At 57.2% G+C, this 20,570-nt stretch carries 16 protein-coding genes and 1 pseudogene; 6 read left to right on the top strand and 11 right to left on the bottom strand.

Annotated elements, in window-relative coordinates:
• Nucleotides 1-8: 8 nt before the first annotated feature.
• From ON072_RS12710 to ON072_RS12695, 4 genes and pseudogenes are all read right to left on the bottom strand, one after another.
• Nucleotides 9-1,139: an HlyD family secretion protein gene (locus tag ON072_RS12710; protein ID WP_261752688.1), complete on the bottom strand. Its 1,131-nt coding sequence runs from the start codon at nucleotides 1,137-1,139 to the stop codon at nucleotides 9-11.
• A 299-nt stretch (nucleotides 1,140-1,438) separates the two neighbouring features.
• Nucleotides 1,439-1,673: pseudogene (locus tag ON072_RS12705) on the bottom strand (DUF3302 domain-containing protein); the annotation flags it as partial.
• Nucleotides 1,674-1,796: 123 nt separating this feature from the next.
• Nucleotides 1,797-2,318, bottom strand: coding sequence for a GNAT family N-acetyltransferase (locus tag ON072_RS12700; RefSeq protein ID WP_261752687.1), 522 nt, complete (start codon nucleotides 2,316-2,318; stop codon nucleotides 1,797-1,799).
• A gap of 88 nt (nucleotides 2,319-2,406) precedes the next feature.
• Nucleotides 2,407-4,299 (bottom strand): alkaline phosphatase D family protein, encoded by a 1,893-nt coding sequence (locus tag ON072_RS12695; protein WP_261752686.1) that lies wholly within the window; start codon nucleotides 4,297-4,299, stop codon nucleotides 2,407-2,409.
• Nucleotides 4,300-4,524: 225 nt separating this feature from the next.
• On the opposite strand from ON072_RS12695, the gene ON072_RS12690 reads away from it, so the two are divergent.
• Together ON072_RS12690 and ON072_RS12685 are read left to right on the top strand one after the other, a co-directional pair.
• Entirely contained in the window at nucleotides 4,525-5,817 is a 1,293-nt protein-coding gene (locus ON072_RS12690) for an ATP-binding protein (RefSeq protein ID WP_391564764.1), read from the top strand.
• Nucleotides 5,814-6,344, top strand: a complete 531-nt coding sequence (locus ON072_RS12685; RefSeq protein ID WP_044735274.1) for a response regulator transcription factor — start codon at nucleotides 5,814-5,816, stop codon at nucleotides 6,342-6,344. Before ON072_RS12690 ends, ON072_RS12685 begins: the two co-directional genes overlap by 4 nt.
• Before the next feature lie 118 nt (nucleotides 6,345-6,462).
• Here the strand turns inward: ON072_RS12685 and ON072_RS12680 are convergent, their stop codons facing one another.
• Both ON072_RS12680 and ON072_RS12675 read right to left on the bottom strand, forming a co-directional pair.
• Nucleotides 6,463-8,508: a TonB-dependent receptor gene (locus tag ON072_RS12680; RefSeq protein ID WP_261752685.1), complete on the bottom strand. Its 2,046-nt coding sequence runs from the start codon at nucleotides 8,506-8,508 to the stop codon at nucleotides 6,463-6,465.
• Between the two features lie 106 nt (nucleotides 8,509-8,614).
• Complete coding sequence (locus ON072_RS12675; RefSeq protein ID WP_256873022.1) at nucleotides 8,615-9,232, bottom strand: response regulator transcription factor; 618 nt, start codon at nucleotides 9,230-9,232, stop codon at nucleotides 8,615-8,617.
• A 236-nt stretch (nucleotides 9,233-9,468) separates the two neighbouring features.
• Here ON072_RS12675 and ON072_RS12670 point away from each other — a divergent pair, with 236 nt between their 5' ends.
• Nucleotides 9,469-11,235 (top strand): sensor histidine kinase, encoded by a 1,767-nt coding sequence (locus tag ON072_RS12670; RefSeq protein ID WP_261752719.1) that lies wholly within the window; start codon nucleotides 9,469-9,471, stop codon nucleotides 11,233-11,235.
• A 64-nt stretch (nucleotides 11,236-11,299) separates the two neighbouring features.
• On the opposite strand, the gene ON072_RS12665 is transcribed toward ON072_RS12670, so the two are convergent.
• Entirely contained in the window at nucleotides 11,300-12,211 is a 912-nt protein-coding gene (locus ON072_RS12665) for a LysR family transcriptional regulator (RefSeq protein ID WP_261752684.1), read from the bottom strand.
• Between the two features lie 119 nt (nucleotides 12,212-12,330).
• Here ON072_RS12665 and ON072_RS12660 point away from each other — a divergent pair, with 119 nt between their 5' ends.
• The 3 genes from ON072_RS12660 to ON072_RS12650 are packed head-to-tail and all read left to right on the top strand — an operon-like array spanning nucleotide 12,331 to nucleotide 15,038.
• The gene (locus ON072_RS12660; RefSeq protein ID WP_261752683.1) at nucleotides 12,331-13,437 is read left to right on the top strand and encodes an alkene reductase; all 1,107 of its coding nucleotides are present in this window, start codon (nucleotides 12,331-12,333) and stop codon (nucleotides 13,435-13,437) included.
• Entirely contained in the window at nucleotides 13,434-14,015 is a 582-nt protein-coding gene (locus ON072_RS12655; protein ID WP_162887853.1) for an ester cyclase, read from the top strand. The genes ON072_RS12660 and ON072_RS12655 overlap by 4 nt, the downstream gene beginning before the upstream one ends.
• 12 nt (nucleotides 14,016-14,027) lie before the next feature.
• A complete protein-coding gene (locus ON072_RS12650; RefSeq protein WP_107110427.1) occupies nucleotides 14,028-15,038 on the top strand; it encodes a polysaccharide deacetylase family protein in 1,011 nt (336 codons plus the stop codon).
• 88 nt (nucleotides 15,039-15,126) lie between these two features.
• On the opposite strand, the gene ON072_RS12645 is transcribed toward ON072_RS12650, so the two are convergent.
• The 4 genes from ON072_RS12645 to ON072_RS12630 all read right to left on the bottom strand — a co-directional run bounded on the left by ON072_RS12645 (nucleotide 15,127) and on the right by ON072_RS12630 (nucleotide 20,122).
• The gene (locus tag ON072_RS12645; protein ID WP_025010200.1) at nucleotides 15,127-16,269 is read right to left on the bottom strand and encodes a putative sulfate/molybdate transporter; all 1,143 of its coding nucleotides are present in this window, start codon (nucleotides 16,267-16,269) and stop codon (nucleotides 15,127-15,129) included.
• A 276-nt stretch (nucleotides 16,270-16,545) separates the two neighbouring features.
• Nucleotides 16,546-17,946 carry a tetrathionate reductase family octaheme c-type cytochrome gene (locus tag ON072_RS12640; protein WP_096141095.1) on the bottom strand — a complete coding sequence of 467 codons (1,401 nt, stop codon included), beginning with the start codon at nucleotides 17,944-17,946 and terminating at the stop codon, nucleotides 16,546-16,548.
• 12 nt (nucleotides 17,947-17,958) lie between these two features.
• Complete coding sequence (locus tag ON072_RS12635; RefSeq protein ID WP_274626065.1) at nucleotides 17,959-19,686, bottom strand: DUF3373 domain-containing protein; 1,728 nt, start codon at nucleotides 19,684-19,686, stop codon at nucleotides 17,959-17,961.
• 109 nt (nucleotides 19,687-19,795) lie between these two features.
• Nucleotides 19,796-20,122 (bottom strand): c-type cytochrome, encoded by a 327-nt coding sequence (locus tag ON072_RS12630; protein ID WP_025010197.1) that lies wholly within the window; start codon nucleotides 20,120-20,122, stop codon nucleotides 19,796-19,798.
• Between the last annotated feature and the right edge of the window lie 448 nt (nucleotides 20,123-20,570).

Raw genomic sequence — 20,570 nt, 5'->3', positions numbered from 1 at the left:
AAGGAGTATCAGTGATCCAGATAGAGATAGTTCTGCCAGCTTTTCATCCTTATCAAGACTTTACGCATGATTGATACATGCTCAAAGCTATCGGAATAGATGGCGATCTCCACATTGGTGCCCAGTGGCAAATGATACTGACTCAGATCATCCAGCGGCTTGAGTTTGACCAGTGGCCGGCCGTTGAGGCGAATCTGTGACGAGCCATAGAGCTGCCCCTGCGCCTGCACCTGAGATTCACCTATGGCTGGCAGCACTTCGACCACTTCGGCTTGAAACACCTTGCCCGGCAGGGCGCGGAAGATCAGCTCGGCCTTGAAACCGGGTTTCAGCCGCAGCAGCGAGTTTTGCCTAAAGGCGCCGACAAAAAAGCGCTCCTCTTGATGGACAAAGGTCATCACAGGCCTGAGGGGCATGGGCACCACCATCATTCCCGGTCTCAGGGTCAACTGGGTCACATAACCGTCTGAGGGGGCGCGCATGCTGGTTTCTTCCAGATTGAATCTGGCTTTTTCCAACATGGCGGCAATTTCGGCCACCTGGGTGTTTTGCCCCTGATACTCGGCTTCCAGTGCCAGCTTGGCGCGCCGGGCTTCGGCCTCGGCCGCCTCTACTGAGGCCTGGGCGCCGAGATAATACTGATGACGGTTGTCGACATCGGCGCGGGTAAAGGCGCCTTTTTCAAAACCGCGGCGGTAGCGCTCATATTCCAGTTGGGTTCTGTCCCGTTCGGCCTCGGCCTTGATGCGACTGGCCTCGGCGGCCTTATAGGCGGCGTCCAGCCCCAATACCGCCTGTTTGGCCTGCTCCAGGCTGGCCTCCAGCCGGGTGACTTCTGTCTGATAAGGAGTCGGATCGACCCGGAACAGCAGCTCGCCCTCCTTCAGCAGTTTGTTGGGGATGACGGGCACTTCTATGACCTTGCCGCGCACCGAGGGGATCAGCGGGGTGGTGACATACATCTGGCTGCCCATGGCAGTATGGGGATGGTTGTAGTTCATCAACAAAATCAAGGTGCCTATCAGTACTACTCCGCCGAGCACGGCAGTAGGCACGCTCCACTTGTTGAGCGGGATGCGGAAAATCTTGAAGATGGCGACGCAGATGGCGGTATAAGTGAGGATAAGTAAGAGATCCATTTATCTGTTCTCCTCATTCTTGTTATTGCTCTGGGTCTGATTATCTGTACCTGGAATGTCGGCCGAGTCTGCTGCCGTATCCAAGTCCACGCCGCTGGTGGGTTTGGGATTGACTGCGGGCTCTTCTGAAGACGTTTGGGCTTGGCTTTGGACTTGAACTTGGGCACTCGGCGCTGCAAGGGCCTCTGTGGCGGCATGCTTTTGGGCTTCCAGGGCGGCGACTTTTTCACTCAATAGCTCCAACTGCTGCGCCAAGAGTACGGTTTCATGGTGCAGTGATTGCTGCTCCTGTTGGATTTTGTCAAAGCCCCAGCCCCTGTCCTCGCGCCAGAGTGTGGCCCAGATCCACAGAAACGGCCACAGCACATGCAGGGTAAACAGGCTCACCCAGCCGGCATAGTGAATGGCGTCCTGATGGGGGTGGTTGCGTTTCTTGGCCAGCTCGTAGGGGATGTCGTGGATCACTATCACCCCGTAGAAGATCACCAGGGCGACAAAGATCAGCATCCCCAGCGCGATATAATCCAGTGTCATCTAATCGGATTCCCTTATTCGTAAATACGCTTGAATAAGTGTAGATGGCCGCTGGCGGATTGCCCGGGAATGATGATTTTTTTCAGGGGCATAAGACGAAAATTGACTCGTGCCCGAATAGAGTTAGTTCTCTTTGGGCTCGGCAGGTCCCGGCAGCATAAGCTGATAAAACGCCAAATCCAGCCAGCGGCCGAACTTATAACCCACCTGGGGCAGGGTGCCTGAGTGCTTGAACCCCAACTTCAGGTGCAGGGCAATACTGGCCTGGTTTCCGGCATCTATGGCGCCCACCATGGTGCGCATGCCGCGCTCCTGGGCCTGGGTTATCAAATGCTGCATCAGAAGGCGCGCCACCCCTTTGCCTCTATGCTCCGGGTGCACATACACAGAGTGTTCCACCGAGTAGAGGTTGGCCGGATAGCCGCGAAAGGGGCTTAAGCTGGCAAATCCCAACAGTTGTCCCTGCTCATCCTCGGCGCCCAGAATCGGCCAGTTGCCTTGCTGTTTGGCGCCGAACCAGTCGCGGATCTGCTGCTCGCTCCTTGGCTGGTATTCATAAAGGGCTGTGGTATGGGCAATGGCATGGTTGAAGATGGCGCGTATCGCCTCGCCATGTTGCTCAAGTTGGCAGTGACACAGATGCATCTTAGGCTCCCAAGGTAGTTTCGCCTGAGTATGCCACAAGCCGGGCAACGCGCCATTACTTCAATGGGAACTGTTCTGGCACAAAGTATCAGTCGCGGCTCTCTTTGGGCGCTTGAAACTCGGTCAGGCTCATATCGGCATGCAGTACGGCTATCCGCTGGGGGGCGCCGTTTTCTGCCAGTTCCAGGAGGCCGATACCGCTTTGGTTGACCAGGCGTTTGCTGCGTTCCCCATTGGGGCGGCGGCCGCGGATCGACATACGTTTGCGTTTGGTCAGCAGATTGAGCGGCGAGAAATGACCATAGAGCCAGCCGTTGAGCTTATCAAACACAGGCAGCAGCTTTTCCGGGAACTGATTTTTGATGCCGCTGGCGGTGATCTGGTAGATGTTGGGACTGGCACGGCGAAAGCGGATCCCTATGTCATAAGCAAAGGAGTAATGCACATCGCCGGAGAGGATCACAAACTCCTGCGGGGTACGTCTGTGCATGAAGATCGACAGCAGCGCGTTGGCGGCGCCAGGGTGCGCCATCCAGTTTTCGGCATCTACCAGCAGCGAAGCTCCGATCAGGGTGGCCGTGCGCTGCACCGCCTCAATCAGTTTGACCCCGAAAATCGGTGCCGCCGACACTATGATGACCTTATCCTGCCCCAGCAGTGCCTGCTGAAGATCCATCAGCGCCTCCCAATCCATCAACCCGGAAGGCTTGGCCAGGTTGGATTCGCTGCGCCAGCGGCGGGTACGGGTATCCAGTACCACCATTCTGGGTTGAGTATCCAGGGTGTAGTGCCAGTTCTCACACTTGAGCAGCTTGTCTATCAGGGCATCCTGGCGCTCACTGTCGGCCAGATAGAGGCCGCTCAGCTCTTCGAAAAAGTCGGTAAACCTCTTGGGTTGATTGCCGAGAGCCTGAAACAGGGTGTAACCCAGCAAGGCATTGCCTATGATGCGCTTGGAGAAGGCGTGACCATAGGCGGCCTCTTCCCAGCGGGCCGTCAGGTTCCAGTCGTCGGTAATGTCATGATCGTCGAAAATCATATAGGTGGGCAGATGCGCCAAAAGGCGCCTAACCTTGCCAAGGCCCGCCTTGAACTCCAATAGATGTTGCCACTGGGTCTGCCACTCCTGTGCCCGTTTACCGTTCAGCCCGGGCAACTGTTGCGGCAGTTCCAGTTGCTGCCACAGTTCCGGCGACCAGATTAAAAGATACAGGGCAGTAACTTCGGCGAAGCTCAGCAGATGGTTTTCTGCCATCGAGGAGGTAAAGATGGGGTGGTTGATATACCAGCGCCAGAGTGCAGTCTTGGCCGGATACTGGGTTCGGGGCAAGAGCTGCTTTGGTCGCAGGTAGAGGGAGTCTGGGCCATAATCTATCTGCGCCGAGTCTTTGAGCGGGGCGTCACTAAAGTTCTCCTGCTTCAGTCCCAGCAGCGCTATTACTTGGGCAATAGCCACTAGGGTGGGGCCAGCCACATCATCGACATAGAGCTGATCGCCGCTCAACATCAGCAGCGCCGGTCGCTCTGCCGGGGCATTGTTTTGCTCCAGCTGAGTATCGGCCGCCACCAGTGCGTCGCCGCTGTGATGATGCGGGTTGCGACAGGAGCCGTGCAGCAAACGATCCAGCCTGGGCTGCAGCACCAGTTCGGGAGTGGATTTGTCCGGATAACACAGGCCTTCGATATCGGCGAATAGCGACTGACCATCGGCATCTTCCAGGCTGTAACCCACGGCTTGCCCTTGGGGCAGCAATCCTGGAACCTCCAGGTGCAGCAGATACTGCCATGCATGTTCACCGAGTTGTACTCTGTGCACTTGTTCTTCATTCAGCGGCAAGGGCGCCGATTTGTGACTCAACTTAAGCGTCAATTGCGGGCTCAACGGCTTGCTGCTGACCCACCAGAGGGTGAAATGGTCCCGGTCGCAGTGGCGCAATATCGGGCCGGCCAGGATCAGCGGCAAGGAAGAGGAAGTGGTCATCGGCGGGTTCTGCAGCCTCTCAGGTATGAAAAAAGGTGAATCCACAGGGTAAACAAGTGCTTTGGCTTTGAAAAGTCCCTAAAATGTGAAGCCTTGTTAATGATGTAAAGCAGCTGTGCCAAGGCGATAGCGGCAGGCATTGATATCCCTGAGTCTTGTGACACCACAGCCAACTTGGCATATCTGCCGCCTCAATGCCTTTGCAGGTTTTCGGATAATAGACGAATGAAAAGCACCCGGATGGGAATGGATGGCATATTTGGTCGAACCGGTGGCCTGGCGGCGGCCGATCAACTGGCGTTGCTGCGGGTTTTGGGGTTGCTGCTGCAACTGGGGCTGACCCTGCTCGGCAGCGATGCCTTTGGCCTGACGCTGCAGCCTGAACCCTTGTGGTGGGTGTTTGGGCTGGAAAGCGCCTATCTGGCCTTGACCCTGTGGCTGCGTCATCCCCTCTATCGCCAGAGTGCCGGTATCTTTATCGCCCTGTTGCTGGATACCCTGTTTTGGATCTCCTGGCTGTGGTTTTCCGGTGGGGCCACCAATGCCTTTATTTCGCTGCTGCTGGTGCCGATTGCGCTGGCGGCGGTCACCTTGCCCGCCTGGGGCAGTTGGAGCCTGGCGGCGCTGTCGACCCTGGCCTACAGCCTGATGATCTTGAGCTTGCCGGAAGGGCATATGCGCCATCACGGCATGGATATGAGCTCTCACTTCCTGGGGATGTGGCTTAACTTCGTGGTATCGGCACTGGTGTTGACCACCAGCGTCGCCTGGATAAGTCGCAGGTTGCGGCGCCAGGATACCGAGCTTGGCTGGCTGAGGGAAAATCAGCTGCGGCAGGAACAACTGTTGGCGTTGGGCACAGCTTCGGCGCAGATGGCACACCAGTTGGCAACGCCGCTGGCGAGCCTGAGATTACTGCTGGATGAAGCCATGGAAGAGGGCCTGGATGCCGAGGCGCAGGCGCAAATGGGCCAAGCGCTGTCCCGCTGTGAAGTCACACTCAATGAACTGCGGAATGCCACCGAATCGATTCGTGAGCGTCGCCGTCAGGCCGTGACATTGGCGGCACTGGGGCAAAATATGCGCCAGCAACTCATGCTGCTGATGCCCGAGGTGGATTTCAGCCTCACCCTGCCCGCTGGCCTGACTGAACGTGAAATTATCACAGATGCCAGTCTGTTGCCGGCGCTGCTGGCGCTGGTGGATAACGCCGCCAAGGCCAGCCTCAACAATACAGGCGAGCCCAAGGTTGAAATTGGCTTCGACTCCCTAGGTGACACTCGGCTTGAAATTAACATCAAGGATTATGGCCGCGGTATAGAGGCGCATCTCTTGGGCGAGCTTGGGCTGATGCCGGTGGCGAGCCGCACAGGTATGGGGGTTGCCGTGCTCTTGAGTCACGCCAGCCTGGAGAAGCTGGGGGGCGAACTGGTGCTGCACAACGGCCCACAGGGCTGTGAGGCGCGTATCAGTCTGCCCTTATTGCCGGTTTCTGCCGGTAAAGGAGATGCGGCATGAAGCGGTTATTGATAGTCGAAGATGACCTGGCGCTGGCTGCCATTCTGAAACGGCGTATGCAGCGGCATGATTTCGAGTGCTGCCATGCAGAAGATGCCAGCCAAGCACTGCTCAGTGCCCGTAGCTGGCAGCCGAGCCATGTGCTGCTGGATATGAAATTGGCGCAAAGCAATGGCCTTAACCTGATAGTGCCGTTGCGAGCCAGCCTGCCCAAGGCCTGTATTGTGCTGCTAACAGGCTTTGCCAGCATAGCCACTGCGGTGGAGGCGGTGAAACTGGGGGCAGACAACTATCTGGCCAAGCCGGCCGACACCCGGACACTGCTGGCGGCACTCAAAGTCGAGCCTAAATCCCACACGGCTTCATCCCTGCCTGATGAAACCCCGCTGCACCCCAAGCGCTTGGAGTGGGAACATATTCAGCAGGTACTCAATGCCAATAAGGGTAATGTCTCGGCCACCGCCCGCCAGTTGGGAATGCATCGCCGTACCCTGCAACGCAAGCTGGCCAAGAAGCCAATTGCTTAAAAAAATCCCGGCCTTTCGAGACGAGAAAAGGCCGGGGCAGGTTCAATTGCAGTGGAAATCTCAACGGCCTGCGGGAGCACGGTGAGGATGAACCCTTAAGCGGGCAACCGGGGCGCCCTTAAAAACGGTACTCGCCCATGACCCAGGCGTTGAGACCGGGTTGTGGCAAACGCTCGCCAACGGCGATATCACCGCCTATTACCCGGTTATAACCGGCGAGATGATCGACATATTCTCTGTCCAGCAGGTTATCGACCCCGGCCTTGAGCATAAAGCTGTCACCGCGGTAACCGGCCGCCAGATTCACCAAGCCGTAGCCTGCAGTTTCCTGCTCCAGCTGAGTGGCCGACACCTTATCCTGGGCGGCAACTGCTACTGTCTCCAGGCGGGCAAACCAGCTGCCCTGATCCCAGTTGAGTCCCAGAGTCAGGTTGGGCGGGGCGATACGGTAAAGCTTGTCTTCCACGTCGCGGCGCTCACCATAGGTATAGGCCGCCTGCAGATCCAGGCTCCACTGTTCATGCAACTGCCAGTGGGCGTTGACATCCATGCCGTAGAGCAGGGCATCGGTGTTACTGAATACCAAGGTGTTGGCATCGCCGGCGGCGATAACGGCAGGATCATCCGTGGGCAGGCCCTGAATATAGTTGTCTATCCTTTGGACAAATACCCTAGGGGTCAGGTTGAAATCCTGACGGTGTAAATCCAGCCCCAGCTCCAGTTGCCAGGCGGTTTCCAGATCCAAGTCCATCTGGCCCACATAGGTGCGGCCATCGGCCAGGCCACCGGTGGACTGCATCGGTACCCAGAGATAGCGCTGTTGATAGCTGGCACTGGCCTGTTTACGCGCCAGGCCGATTATGGCATCCAGCTCACTGTCGATTTCAAAGCGGCCGTTGATCACCAAGTCCAGCCCGGTATCGTTTTGGCTGCGATCGGCCTGATTGAATCTGTCCATTAGGGTCTTGATTGCCGGTTTCATCGCCGCCATAGAGTGACTCACGGGATCGGCATCAAACCTGTAGTGTTTCACCCGGCTACCCAGTTGCCAGCTCCAACGACCAAAATCCTGCTGCCATTGGGCGTAGAGGCTGTAAACGCTGTCGTTGACACCGTTGAAGTTATCCACCCGGAACTTGCTGTTGCTGGGGTCTGTCACCACAGTGTCGTGCTCGGCATGGCGCCAATCCAAGCCAAACTCCCAGCTGTCTTTCGCCATTTGCCAATGGCCGTCGAAACTCTTGGAATCGGCTATGGTGTAGCGCGGTGCCATGGTAGGCATTTTCATCCGTAGGCTGAAGTTGTCCATGCCGTGACGGGCATCGCTGTAGCCCAGATGCCAGCGTGTCTGCCAATCGGCCAGCAGGTGCTCACCACTGAGCTTGAACCTGTCGGTACGGATATAGTCGATATCCATCGGCAGCGCCGGGGTGGCGGCATCTGTGGTTTCCAGATGCTGGAACGAGAAGGCTATCGACTCATCATCGGCGTTGCTGTCGGCCAGGTTGAACCTGTATTCACCACCGAACACCTGCTTGTCGTAGACCCCTGGCAGCAGTGGGTGGTTATCGCCGCTCTCGGGCACATCATTGCCCTTGAACAAGTCGCCATACAACATGAGTGCCTGACGCTCGCCGCCGAAGTTGCTCTTGACGCCGATGCGGCTCTGCTCGCCATTGTGCTGGTATTGGCCGCTGACCAGGCCGCTGACTTCATCGAAACGTGCCTGGGACTCCACTACCCGGATGCTGCCACCTAAGGTATCGACGCCGCTGGCGACCGGGGCTATGCCGCGATCCAGCTCTAACTGCTCTGTGAGCACAGGTACGGCATAGCTCAAGGGGGTATCCATGGCGTTGGGACCGGCACCGGCCATACTCATGCCGCCGACCTGGGTTTCGACTCTATTGCCAAAGAGGCCACGATACTGGGCTATGCCGGTTAGTGGACCGTTACTGTTGACGTTGGCGCCGGGCAGTGACTTGAGCAGACCACTGATATCGGCCTTGGGCGCGGTGGCTTCTGGCGAGGTCTGCAGCACGCTGCTCTGTACGCTGCCGCGCACCACCAGCACTTCCATGGGAGAATCACTGGCCTTGGCGGCTGAGCCCAGACCGATTATTGGCAGTAAAGCCAGAGCGAGAGGAGAAGGTGAAAAGCGCATATCTTATTGATTTTGGTTGTTTTGAATGACCCATTTTGGGTCTTGTGCGCGGATGGGGCAAAGCTAAACAGCCAAAGTGCGACAAGCTGTCGCACCCGGAAGAGGGTCAAACCAAGGGCGTGAACTTAATCAGTTCGGCAATACTGTGAACACCAAGCTTTTTCATGATCTTGGCGCGATGCACTTCTATGGTTCGCAGCGACAGATAGAGAGCTTCGGACATCTGTTTATTGGTCATTCCCTGCACCAGCAGCTGCAGTACCTGCTGCTCACGCTCGGTCAGGGTGGCGTATTTCTGCTGTAGTTGCTGCTGTTCATGGGTCTTGAGGCTGTAGTCGAAGGCTTTTTCGATGGCGGCGGCCAGCGCCTTGCCGGCAACCGGTTTCTGGAAAAAGTCGCAGGCTCCCTGACGAAAGGCGTCAACGGCCATCGGCAGATCGCCATGGCCGGTGAGAAAGATGATCCCCAAGGGGCTGTTGGCCTCCAATAATCTCTGCTGTACCTGCTGGCCGGTGAGTTCCGGCATGCGGCTGTCGAGGATTACGCAGCCAGGCGCCTCCAATTCGGCGGCCTGGAGAAATGCCTGGCCGCTGTCAAAGGCTTGCAGCCGGTAACCGAATTGGCTCAGCATAAAGCCGAGTGAATCCCGGACGGCGGCATCGTCGTCCACCAAATAAAGCGCTGTGTCAGTCACATACTTGCCTCTCTCGGGTGAATAAGCCAATCCTAATCTTTGTCGCGACTGGGCTCAAACCCGGTTGTTGGCTTTTAGAGCCAGATCACTGAGGTGTTGGCCGACATTTGCCCTCCATCAAGTTATTTTTTCGCCGTCTGTATTAGCTTATCTTCATGGATGAAAGGGGAGTTGGAATGGCCAAAATATTAATCTTGATACTGTTGTTGGGGGCCGGGTGTGCTTCGGCTTCGGCGCAACTGTATGAACCGGCGACCGATGCCGAAATGGGTGACGAGCCCATAGAGGCTGTGTTCCGGGTCGGGGTACTGGCCAATCACGGGGTTGCCCAGGCAAAAGAGAGATGGCGCCCCATGATGCGTTATCTCAGCCAACAGCTGCCTGGCAATCGTTTCGAGGTGGAGCCGCTGACCTTTGATCAAATGAGCCAGCAACTGCTGGAGCACAGGATCCACTTTATTGTGACCAACCCGGGGCAGTATCTTAGCCTCAGCAGCAAGTTGCCCCTGTCCTGGCTGGCCACCATGCGCAGTCGCAAGCATCAGGGAACCACCTTTGCCATCAGCTCGGCGATCATAGTGCGGGCCGACAGCCCGGTGCGCAATATTGAGGAGCTACGTGGTGCCACTGTGGTGGCCAGCGATCCTCAGGCGCTGGGGGGATATCAGGCGACAGTAGGCTTGCTGAATAAGCGTGGCTTTGCCGCCAAGCGTTTTTTCGGTGAGGTGCGTTTTCTGGGGTTTCCGCTGGAGCCTCTGGTTTACCAGGTGCGTGACCGCACAGTGGATGCCGCCATCACTCCCTTCTGTACCCTGGAAGAGATGGTGGAAACCGGCTTGGTGCAGCGCCAGGACTATCGGGTGATCAACGGCGTCAAGCCCGAGGGCTATGACTGTGAAACCAGCAGTGCCCTCTATCCCAACTGGTCATTTGCCGCCTCGGACCTGGTGCCCAGCCATATCACCCAGGCGGTGACCCGGGCGCTGTTCGACTTGCCTTCCGACTCTGAAGCGGCGATCAAGGCCGACACCATGGGCTGGACAGCTCCTATCAGTCAGCTCAAAGTGATCAAGCTGTATGAGGAGCTGGATCTCCACGGCGGCCCACCCCCTTTGTATGAAGCCGCCATCGACTGGGTACGCAAGAACAAGGAGTGGGGTGGAGCGCTGCTGTTACTGTTCCTGATCTCCACTCTCTACCACCTGTGGCTGGAGTACAAGTTCCGCCAGAAGAGTGAATTCTTGCTGGCAACAGAGCGACAACTGCGGGATAAAGAGTTGCAACTGGAACGAATGCAGAGTGCCGCTATTCTGGGCGAAATTGGCGCCGGGCTGGCGCATGAACTCAATCAGCCGATTGCCGCCATTACCCAATACAGCGAAGGCGCCATGATGGTGCTGGAGCAGCGCGCCGCCGAGGGCTGTGGCGAGCGCGCCGATGCCATGCGTGAGGTGCTGACCAAGATCAATAATCAGTCTATCCGCGCTGGGGCCGTGGTGCATCGTATTCGCGGCTTGTTGCGTCGGCGCAGGGCCGAATCTGAGCCTGTGGTGATAGAGTCGCTGCTCAGGGATGCACTGGCGCTGTTTCAGCGGCCGATGGAGCAGCAGGGGGTTGAGCTCAAAATAAGTCGTCGCGGGCCGGAGCGGCCCTTGCTGGGGGATGCAGTTGGGCTGAGTCAGATGCTGGTTAACCTGCTGAAAAATGCCATGGATGCCCTGGATGCGGTATCGGGTAAAAGGGAGATCCAACTCAAACTCGACTATCAGGCCGCGCCCCCAGCCGCCGGGACCAAGGGAGAGTGGTTGCTGTTGGAACTCTTGGATACAGGCACGGGGTTGAGCGCCTCGGCGGCGGAATTAATGCTGTCTTTCGCCACCACCAAGGAGGATGGATTGGGGCTGGGATTGGCTATCTGCCGCGACGTGGTGACCCAGCATAATGGTCATCTGGAGCTGGAAAACCGCCACGAGTGCCGCGGCTGCCGAGTGCGAGTGTGGCTGCCTCTGGGGGCAACAGCCCTGAGTGAATAAAAGCCCAGAGCGAATAGAAAGCCCGGCGCTAATCCCGGCAACGCTGCGCAAGAATGGGCTAGGTTCAAATCAACGGAAAGCGCCGCTCAAATGTCTGAAACCTGTCGGCCAGAAAATCTATCACCCGCCGCACCTTGAAGCTGGGGTAGTCGGTATGCAGGTACAGGATTTGCAGCGGCACAGTTTCGCATTGCTGGGGCGAAAAAAGGTTAATCAGCCGCCCGGCATGCACATCTTCGGCGACATCCAACCAGCTCTTGAAGGCGATACCCTGGCCCTCCAGGGCCCAGTCGCGAATGACGGCGCCATCATTGGCTATTCGCCTGCCTTTCACCTCGACGGCCAATGGGTTACCGGCTTCCGTGAAGCCCCAGCGTTGCCAAGGCTCACCGCCACGATTGAGGATCAGCACCTTATGTTGGCTCAGTTCATGGGGCGTCTTGGGCCGACCATATTGGGCCAGATACTCAGGCGAGGCCACCGCTACCCTGTGCACATACAAGAGATGCCGCCGCATCAGGCTGGAGTCGCTCAAATGGCCGTACCTCAGCGCCAGGTGAACATTCTGGCCGATGAGATCTGTCAGCTGATCGCCGAAGAAATACTGCAGTGACAACTCGGGCGCCCCAGCCATCAGTTGGTCCAGCCAAGGACGTATCAGGCTGCGGCCCAAGTCCGAAGGCAGTGCCAACCTGACTTCCCCTTTGAGCTCACCGCGGCTTTCCGCCAACGCCATGGCGGCGTTGTCCAAAAGCCCCATCACCTGACGGGCGGCATCGACAAACACTTGTCCCTCTTCGGTGAGCTGCAGTCGCCGGGTGGAGCGGGCAAACAACTGGCTGCCCAGCTTCTTTTCCAGCCGCTGTAGTGCGGCGCTGGCGGCGGCCGGGGTCATGCCCTGCTCGCGTCCGGCGGCAGACAGGCTCTGGAGTTCGGCCACCCGTAAGGCCAGTTGCAGATCATTGAGATGATACATTCAAAAATTATTTGAAAATAAGTTAAGTAATAGCCCAATTATCAATCAAGTTCGAAAGATAGACAATGAGCCTGTGAAGTGTTCCGGCGAGCTCGCCATTCAGTCATCAGGAGTTTCATATGTCACTGTTCGTTCCATATTCCCTCAAGGGATTGTATCTGTCCAATCGGGTGGTCATGGCCCCCATGACGCGTTCGCGCACCAGTCAACCGGGCAATATTCCCAATGCCATGATGGCGGAATACTACCGTCAGCGCGCCTCGGCAGGGCTTATCATCACAGAAGCCACCCAGATTTCCGACGACAGCCAGGGCTATTCCTTTACACCTGGGATCTACACCCAAGAGCAGCTGCAGGGGTGGCGCTTGGTTACCCGCACCGTGCATGACGCCGGGGGACGAATCTTCAATCAGCTTTGGCATGTTGGCAGGGTGTCTCACCCCGTATTCCAGAAGGGAGACGCGCCGATAGCCCCATCGGCCATAGCACCGACGGCGACTCAGGTGTGGGTTTCAAACGGCAGTGATGGCGGCCAGATGGTGGATTGTCCGGAACCCAGAGCCATGACCCAGGCTGATATCGACCGGGTTGTGAATGATTTTGCCAATGCCGCAGTCAATGCCGTTGAAGCGGGTTTTGATGGCATTGAGGTACATGGTGGCAACGGTTATCTGATCGATCAGTTTCTGCGGACCAACTCCAATAAGCGTAACGATGCTTACGGCGGCACTAAGGCCAACAGAGTGCGTTTCCTGCTGCAGGTGGTAGATGCCATCGCCGAACGCATAGGCCCGGAGCGGGTGGGGATTCGCCTGGCGCCCTATGTCACCTTTAAGGATATGGCTTGCCCGGAAATCGTCGACACCATACTCCTGGCGGCAGCCGAGCTTAACAAGCGAGGAGTCGCTTATCTGCATTTGTCTGAAGCCGATTGGGACGATGCGCCTGAGATTCCCGAAAGCTTTCGTCGCAGCCTGCGTCATGCCTTTCCAGGCTGCATCATAGTGGCCGGTCGCTACGATCTTGAACGCGCCGAAACAGTATTGGAGCAAGGCTATGCCGATCTGGTGGCCTTTGGTCGCCCCTTTATCTCCAACCCGGACCTGCCCAAACGTTTACAGCTCGGTAAGCCGCTGGCGCCGCTCGGCACTGGCCCACTGTTTGGAGGCGGCGCCGAGGGATACACAGATTATCCGGCGTTGCAGACTCTTGAGGTGGGTCAATGAAGCGGGAAAGCCTGGCGCTCAATGCATCTCGGGCCGTGAGCCGCGCCGCCATTTGGCCGGCCTTGCTCTGTAGCGCTCTGGCCTTAAGTGCTGCATCAGTAGTGGCCAGACCGGCTGCTTTGGCAACAAACCTGCCAGTGCCCAAGGTTCTGGTGACAGATGGCAGTCAGGCTGAGGCCGAGATTGTTCAGGCGGCCCGTCTTTACGCCGCATTTTGGAACAGTGGCGATCCGGCCTTTGCCCGTGAAGCTCTGAGTGAACACTTTGTCGATCGTACACTGCCAAGCGGGCGGCCCCAGGGACTTGGCGGGGTATTACAGGCATCAGAGGGCTTCAGACAGGCGGTGCCGGATCTCAGTGCTGAGATTGAGCATCTCCTGGTGGCCGATGACTATGTCACTGTGCGTCTGAGGTTTCGTGGTCATTTCAGTGGCCAATTTGGCGAACAGCAGGGTCAGGGGCAGGCGATAAATTTTCAGGCGGTGGATCTCTACCGGGTTAAGCAAGGCCGTATTACAGACAACTGGCATCTGGAAGACTATCAGAGTCTTTTCTCCCAGATGAATCTCAAGCCTTAAGGAGCAAAGAGTATGCATTCACGCAGACAATTTTTAATGGCCGGCGGCGCTCTGGCTGCCGGTTTGGGTCTAAGTCAAACCGCTGTGGCCGCTGGTGGCATGAGCACGCCCATGTTGCTTCCAGGGGCTGCGGCCGCTGATGGCAAAAATAACCCAGCAGGCAAGCGCCATTTCTGGCCCAATGGTGAGCGCCTGGTTATCTCCATCTCAATGCAGTTTGAAGCGGGAGCCCAAGGGGCAAATGCCGAAGGGCCGTTTCCCCCAATGGAGCCGGGTTATGTTGATACCATCACGCCGACTTGGTACGCCTACGGCATGAATGAGGGGATCCCTCGGCTTTTGCGACTGTGGGACAAACACGGTATCAAGGTGACGTCGCACATGGTGGGGCGGGCTGCCGAACTGGCTCCTGAGCTTGCCAGAGCCGTGGCCGAGCATGGTCATGAGATCTCCGGCCATGGTCAGAGTTGGACGCCGCAGTACAGCATGAGTGAAGCCGAAGAGCGCGCCTCCTATGAGCAGAGTATTGCCACTCTGGAGCGGATCACCGGCCAGCGGCCGTTGGGGTTCAACGCTTTTTGGATGCGGCATACCCCCAAGACGCTGGAGATACTGCAGCAGCTCGGTTTTATCTACCACATAGATGATCTGGGCCGCGACGAGCCTTCGCTGATCCCTGTCAAAGGAAAGCCGTTTGCCGTGGTGCCCTATAGCCTGCGCAACAACGATATAGGCCGCTTCGGCGGCAATACAGCCATGACAGCCGCGGCCTTCCTGCAGGAACTCAAGGATGAATTTGACTGCCTTTATCTCGAAGGGGCAGACCGCAGACGCATGATGTCCATCAGTGTTCACGACAGGATAGGCGGTGCCCCCGGAATCGTCAGCGCACTCAATTCCTTCCTCGAGTATGCCAAGTCTCATGCAGATGTCGGTTTTATGCGTAAGGATGAGATTGCCAGGTGGGCCTTGAGCCAAAACGATGTGCCGCTTAATCCGCCGCGACGATTCCCGGCAGGCTAAGTGGCCCGGCAGATAACGCCTTCCATCGACTCTAAAGCCACCATCCCGGGCTCAGTTTGAACCGGGATGGTGGCTTTGTGGATTGAGATCAGCGCAGTGCGCTCAGGGTTTGCCACTGGCGGCGGCCGAATTCCAGCACCACACCTACAGCCAGACCGGCGGCGGCATTGACGGCCAGGCTCACCACAGCGGTCGCCAGGATAACAAAGATACAGAAAGGCTTGCCGTCCAAGAGGCGTTTGGACCAGGCCAACTGCAAGCCGGCGGTGGACAGCAGACTACCGAGAATAGCCAGCGGAATAAGGCTCAGCAGCCAGGCCACGTTTTCCCCCCAGGAGAGGGCTATTAGCAGGCAACTGCCGCCGAAGATCAGCGGCGCCCACAGGCGGCGGGCACCGAAATGGTATTGCACCGCCAACCCACCGGCACCGTGGCACATGGCCGAAGCACCGAAGGGGCTCAGCAGCAGATTGGCCAGGCCAGAGCTGGTGGCAAAGGCCTTGGGGCTGAAACGCTTGCTGTCTTCGGGGAACTTCTCTTTGGCCATCACTGAGGTGGCGATAACGGCATTGGTCAAAGTCAACGCCAGTTGCGGCAGCACCAACAGGGTCGCCGCGGCGCCCCAGTCATTTAACTCGGGCCAGCTCAAGTGCCAAGGCGTGTTGTTGAACACAAAGCTGCTGTCGCTGCCGCCTTGCTGGTATTGCCACAGCATGCCGAGGGCGATCACCAAGGGCATGGCCAGATAGCGCAGCGGGATAAAGCGGGCAAAGAAAATCAGTGCGAAGGCGCCGAATCCCAGCACAGGCTCGTCGGCCATCATCTTGAAACCCATCCACAACAGCTGCAGCCCTATGGCCAGTTGGATACCGACACTGACAGCCTGGGATATTTGCCGCGACAGCCAACTGATGGCGCCGGAGGCCGCCAGTACCAGCAGTATTACTCCCATCAGCATGGCGCTGGCTTGCATCATGCCGGGTGTCAGCCCCTGGGCAATGACCAGGGCGGCAATCACCTTCATGGGTTGCACGGGAATGGGGCGGCGATAAAACAGGGCGGTGGCCAGGGCAAAGAGACCGAAACCGAGAAAAATGCCTTGGGGAGAAAACTGATTCAGGGCGATCAGCCCAAGCACCAGAGGGAGAAAGGTTCCCAGATCGGCAAAGGCGCCGCTGAGCTCACCCAGGGAGCGGTTTAATGAGGAAAAAGTCTTGCCGTTTGTTGTCATTGCACTTGCCACAGAAAAGGATGCCCAGACAACGCAAGAAAAATGCCATTTTTTGTAGGGAGTTGCATCACCAATGACCCGAATTTACCGTCATAGTCTAATTCAGTGTAGTGCCGCTTGGACACTTTGGCCCGATTCTGGGTCTAAATGTCTTTTTTGGGGATAAGTGGCATCTCGTTTGGAGAGTACCAGATGAGAGAGTGGCAGATGAGAGTGACCGGCTCCCGGGAGGCAGGGAGATGCGGGAGCCGGTCTTCAGGGCTTGCCTGAATCTGCTCAGCGGGCGTGGCGGACACCGCCTTTGTGCTTCATGGGGTCGCCCTCATAGCCCAGCGCCTGCCAGTCGAGGCGGTCACCGCCGTTGTGGCAGTCAGCGCACTTGAGCGCTTCACTCTTGGGCGAGACCATGTGGTTGATACGCCACCACATTTCGGTTTGGGCAAAGCCGTACTGGCCGCTGTAGCTGATGCCCTTGGCCTGCATGGGCTCACTGGCGGCCATCCCTAAGCGAATCGCCTTATCCCAGTCAAACTCAGACCAGAAACCGCCCTTGCCATAGGTCTTGGGATTGAGCAGCACCTTGTTGACCTTATCGTACACCTGCTTGCCTGTGTGCACCTTGAAGGGGTAGATCTTCGCCTTGGGATCCTGAATGTCACCCAGGGGGAAGGTCAGACGGGTGACCTGCTCGGGATCCATCTTGTCACCGGCCATATAGGCATCGGCGCGGCCGTTGTACCAGGCGTAGCTGGGCTTGACCATCTTGCCCCAAACGAAGCTGCCCTTTTTCTTGGCGTAGCTGTGACGACCATATTGATCCAGGCTCTCTTCCCTGTCTTCACCGGCAGTTGACCAGTCCCAGTGCAGCTTGGTGGGTTCATGGCGGGCAAAGAAGGGAATGTGGCAGGTCTGACAGGCCACGGTCGCCGCGTGCTTGTTCAGCTGTTTGTTGCCGTGTGGCGCACTGTCGTGGCAATTGTCACAGCCGATATGATCTTCACCACCTGGGGACACACCCATGGCGTTACCGCTGATCATATGCTTCTGAGTGGTGTGGCAGTCCTGACACTGGAAGTCATTACCATCGCTGTCCATATGCACATCCGTGGCCTTGTCCGGGTAGGCCATGGAGGAGTCGAGGTCGCCATGCTTGACCGCATCTCCGCCGCCGCCATAGAAGTGGCAGCTGCCGCAGTTATCTCGCACCGGCTTGCCGACATTCTGGGCGACCCGCAGCAGATCCACTGTCTTGAATACCTCTCCGGCCGCGACGGGATCTTTGACATAGGTACCCGTGGTGTCATGGCACACCAGGCAGTCCACCTTGGTCTTGTCCTTGAAGTCGAAGCTGTTGTCTTTCCAGCCGTAACCGGCATGGCAGCCGGTACAGCGCGGTTCGTTACCGGCGATGGAAACACAGAAGTTGTTGATGGAGTTTTTCTTGCCCCGTTTGACCGTGCGTCCGGGCAGTTCCTGCTCCAGTTCCCAGGTCCAGTGGGATGACAGCATAAAGTCATCGGCGTCTTTTTCATGGCACTCGAGACAGGCCTGGGTGACTTCCGAGCCTGTGTTAAAAGGGCCCTTGAGCACCTCTTTGTGGGGGCCGCCAGCCTGGGCTGGGCTCAGGAGACCGAGCCAGAGTGCCGTGGCTATAAATGGCAGATAAAATGTTTTCATCTGTGTTCCTCCCTAGAAATTCACTGTCAGTGAGGCGTTGATATCCAGCGCCGTATCCACCAAGGGCAATAGCGAATAGGCGTTGCCGTCCAGCACTTCATCCACCTTTACAGGTGCACCCACGGGCGTGCCCGAACCTGTGTATTCATAGTCGTAGTAGAGCCCCGCCAGCTTGATAAACATCCTGGGGTTGATATCGAAGATGTAGTAGGCCTCGGCCACATGGCCGCGGGTGGCCAGCTTGCTGCCGACCGGGTCGTCCTGGGCCTGGGTGAAGGGCGTCCAGTACTTGGAGCCATAGTTGTATTCCAGACCGAACTTGCCGTAAGGCGCCGGGATCTGCATGCCGATATAGATGCCGTAACCATCGTGGGAGGCATCGGACTCGGCGCTGGATGGCACCAGCAGCAGTTCATCGCCACTGCTGTTGAGCTCTGCCTGGAACACGGCGTCGGTCAACATGCCGCCGAACATGCCGGCGTTGCCGTTGCTCTCGCCGCGGGTCCAGCCGAAGGAGGCAAACAGCTTGAGATCGTCATCGGATTCATAGGCATAGCCCAGGCCGCCCAGGTACATGTCGCCTATGACCCCGCTGGGTTGCACCCGGGTAACAAAGTTGAAGTTGTCGAATTTCTGCAGATCGCTGTAGAGGGTGGGGGCGAAAATCCCGGCCAACTCGTTGGGGAAGGCCATGGTACCCTTGAAGCCGTCGTTGATGTCCCGCGCGGCAAATAGGGTCAGCTGCAGGAAGTGGTTACCGTCGTTGATCACATCAATGTTGAAACCGCCCAGATGGGTGTCCTTGCTGACGGTATCGCCATAGAGCTCGCCATTCCCCCATTGGGACTCAAAGCCCTGACCGTAACAGAAACGCACCACTTGGCCTTCTATCCCGGTGAGCTCTCCGAGTTTGTAGCCCAGAGTGGCGCCGTCAAAGTTGAAGTTGACCAGGTGCCCGGAAGGGGTGCCGCCACGTTTTTCATTTTCCCGGTAGTGGCTCGGCGGACCATAGGTGGAGGGGCGACGGCCGACAGACAGATAAAACTCGCTGCCGCCGATGTTTTTCCAGTCAAAGTAAGCGCGCTCGACCCGCAGCCAGTCGCCGCTGGGGTTGCCTGAGTTGGTGCCGTCCATGGTGAAGGAACGCCAGGAATCAAACACCTGCACACCGGTGGAATCGCCCCAGTCCTTGAACATGGTCAGGCGTCCGGCAAAGCTGACGTTGTCCCACACCTTGGCCTTGAGATCGAGCCGCAGCCGAGTGGTGTAGAAGATGTCATTGTCTATGTCGCCACTGCTATAAGGCGCCAGCACATAGGGCATAACGCCTTGCAGTTGTCCCTGGGCAAAGGCGTTGGCCAGCTCAGGGTTGGCGGCCATCATCTTGCCAAGGGGCGAGGTGGGGTCCATGGGGTTGCCCAGTTCGCCGGCCATGGCTTTGGCGCCGAAGTCGTTGAAGTCCATCTTGATCGCCGGATGCCAGGTGACATTGCCATAGTGCAGCGAGTGGGCTCGGGTGCGAAAGTCGCCGCTGATCTCCAGTCGATCGAGCGCCGTGTGCCGCTCTGTCTTGTCCACCCGGCTGTTGAGTATATCCAGCTCTTCGGTGATCTCCTGCAGTTGCTGTTTAAGCTCGCGGATCTTGGTGCTGTCATCCAGTTCCCCGGCCTGAAGCTGGGGGCTGCCGAGCAGAGCCAAACCCAGTGCCTGGGCCACCGCCAGTGCGATAAGAGTACGCATAGTTGATTCTCCTGACCGGCCTTGCCGGTCGTTTTCAGGCAGCAAGCAGCCCTGGGGTAACCCCATACTTGGCTTACTGACTGTTAATGAGTTAAGTGATTACGCGCTATCAACCGCAGGTCTGGGGTTGATCCGAGTCGGCGGCATGGTCGTACAGGAACTGTTGAATATCCTTGAGTTCCTGCTCAGTTAAAGGCTGAAACGCCTCGGGTTTGGCTTTGTGTTTGTCTCTGGCGAAGAATCTGTCCCATTGGCTCATGGTCTTGCTCATGGGAGTCAGTTCGCCACCTATGCCTGCTTTGCTGTGACACTCTTTACAGACTTTCTTGTACAGGTGTTTGCCTTTCTTGGGGTTGCCGCCGTCGGCTGCGGTGGCGCCTGTGGCCAATGCACAGGCTAAAAGCAGAAGGCCGAGTTTGCTGCTGGTGTTCATCATCTATTCCTCTGGGGTGACCGCCCGCTCCGTTAATGGGCTGTTATTTTATGTGTCCTTGCGGTTGTCAATTTAGCAATCCTGAGGTGCGTCAGCTTTGAACTGGATCACTTTCATGAAAATAATCTAATTGATAAAAATATCATTGAAAAAAATCTAATGGATTGGGTGGTTTTATATTTGCAATATATTGATTTGTTTTGTTTTTAATCTTTATCTGTTGACCTGTTAGAGAAGCCGTGAGTGGGATTTATAGCGGTTTTTTAGGCGTGATCAGCTTAACGTTTGTGAATATTTGTCGCGGCTAAAGTTGCATTTGTTAACTCCTGGGGTGCATCTACAGACTCTTTTCTCATCAATCTGGGGCAGGATTCCCTTCACACTTTCACGCCCTTTCCGGCGTCTTTGCGGGGGCTGGATCACACTCGCTCCCCCTATGTGGTTTACCACA

This window comes from Shewanella sp. K8 (genome assembly GCF_028823715.1).
GTDB classification, from domain to species: domain Bacteria; phylum Pseudomonadota; class Gammaproteobacteria; order Enterobacterales; family Shewanellaceae; genus Shewanella; species Shewanella algae.
Note: the sequence above shows the minus strand (reverse complement) of the source record. Positions and strands in the feature narration are given on the sequence as shown.

Excerpts from the sequence above, each read along its gene's own strand:
- ON072_RS12710 (WP_261752688.1), bottom strand. The coding sequence starts at position 1,139 with ATGGATCTCTTACTTATCCTCACTTATACCGCCATCTGCGTCGCCATC.
- ON072_RS12700 (WP_261752687.1), bottom strand. The coding sequence starts at position 2,318 with ATGCATCTGTGTCACTGCCAACTTGAGCAACATGGCGAGGCGATACGC.
- ON072_RS12695 (WP_261752686.1), bottom strand. The coding sequence starts at position 4,299 with ATGACCACTTCCTCTTCCTTGCCGCTGATCCTGGCCGGCCCGATATTG.
- ON072_RS12690 (WP_391564764.1), top strand. The coding sequence starts at position 4,525 with ATGAAAAGCACCCGGATGGGAATGGATGGCATATTTGGTCGAACCGGT.
- ON072_RS12685 (WP_044735274.1), top strand. The coding sequence starts at position 5,814 with ATGAAGCGGTTATTGATAGTCGAAGATGACCTGGCGCTGGCTGCCATT.
- ON072_RS12680 (WP_261752685.1), bottom strand. The coding sequence starts at position 8,508 with ATGCGCTTTTCACCTTCTCCTCTCGCTCTGGCTTTACTGCCAATAATC.
- ON072_RS12670 (WP_261752719.1), top strand. The coding sequence starts at position 9,469 with ATGGGTGACGAGCCCATAGAGGCTGTGTTCCGGGTCGGGGTACTGGCC.
- ON072_RS12665 (WP_261752684.1), bottom strand. The coding sequence starts at position 12,211 with ATGTATCATCTCAATGATCTGCAACTGGCCTTACGGGTGGCCGAACTC.
- ON072_RS12660 (WP_261752683.1), top strand. The coding sequence starts at position 12,331 with ATGTCACTGTTCGTTCCATATTCCCTCAAGGGATTGTATCTGTCCAAT.
- ON072_RS12655 (WP_162887853.1), top strand. The coding sequence starts at position 13,434 with ATGAAGCGGGAAAGCCTGGCGCTCAATGCATCTCGGGCCGTGAGCCGC.
- ON072_RS12650 (WP_107110427.1), top strand. The coding sequence starts at position 14,028 with ATGCATTCACGCAGACAATTTTTAATGGCCGGCGGCGCTCTGGCTGCC.
- ON072_RS12645 (WP_025010200.1), bottom strand. The coding sequence starts at position 16,269 with ATGACAACAAACGGCAAGACTTTTTCCTCATTAAACCGCTCCCTGGGT.
- ON072_RS12640 (WP_096141095.1), bottom strand. The coding sequence starts at position 17,946 with ATGAAAACATTTTATCTGCCATTTATAGCCACGGCACTCTGGCTCGGT.
- ON072_RS12635 (WP_274626065.1), bottom strand. The coding sequence starts at position 19,686 with ATGCGTACTCTTATCGCACTGGCGGTGGCCCAGGCACTGGGTTTGGCT.
- ON072_RS12630 (WP_025010197.1), bottom strand. The coding sequence starts at position 20,122 with ATGATGAACACCAGCAGCAAACTCGGCCTTCTGCTTTTAGCCTGTGCA.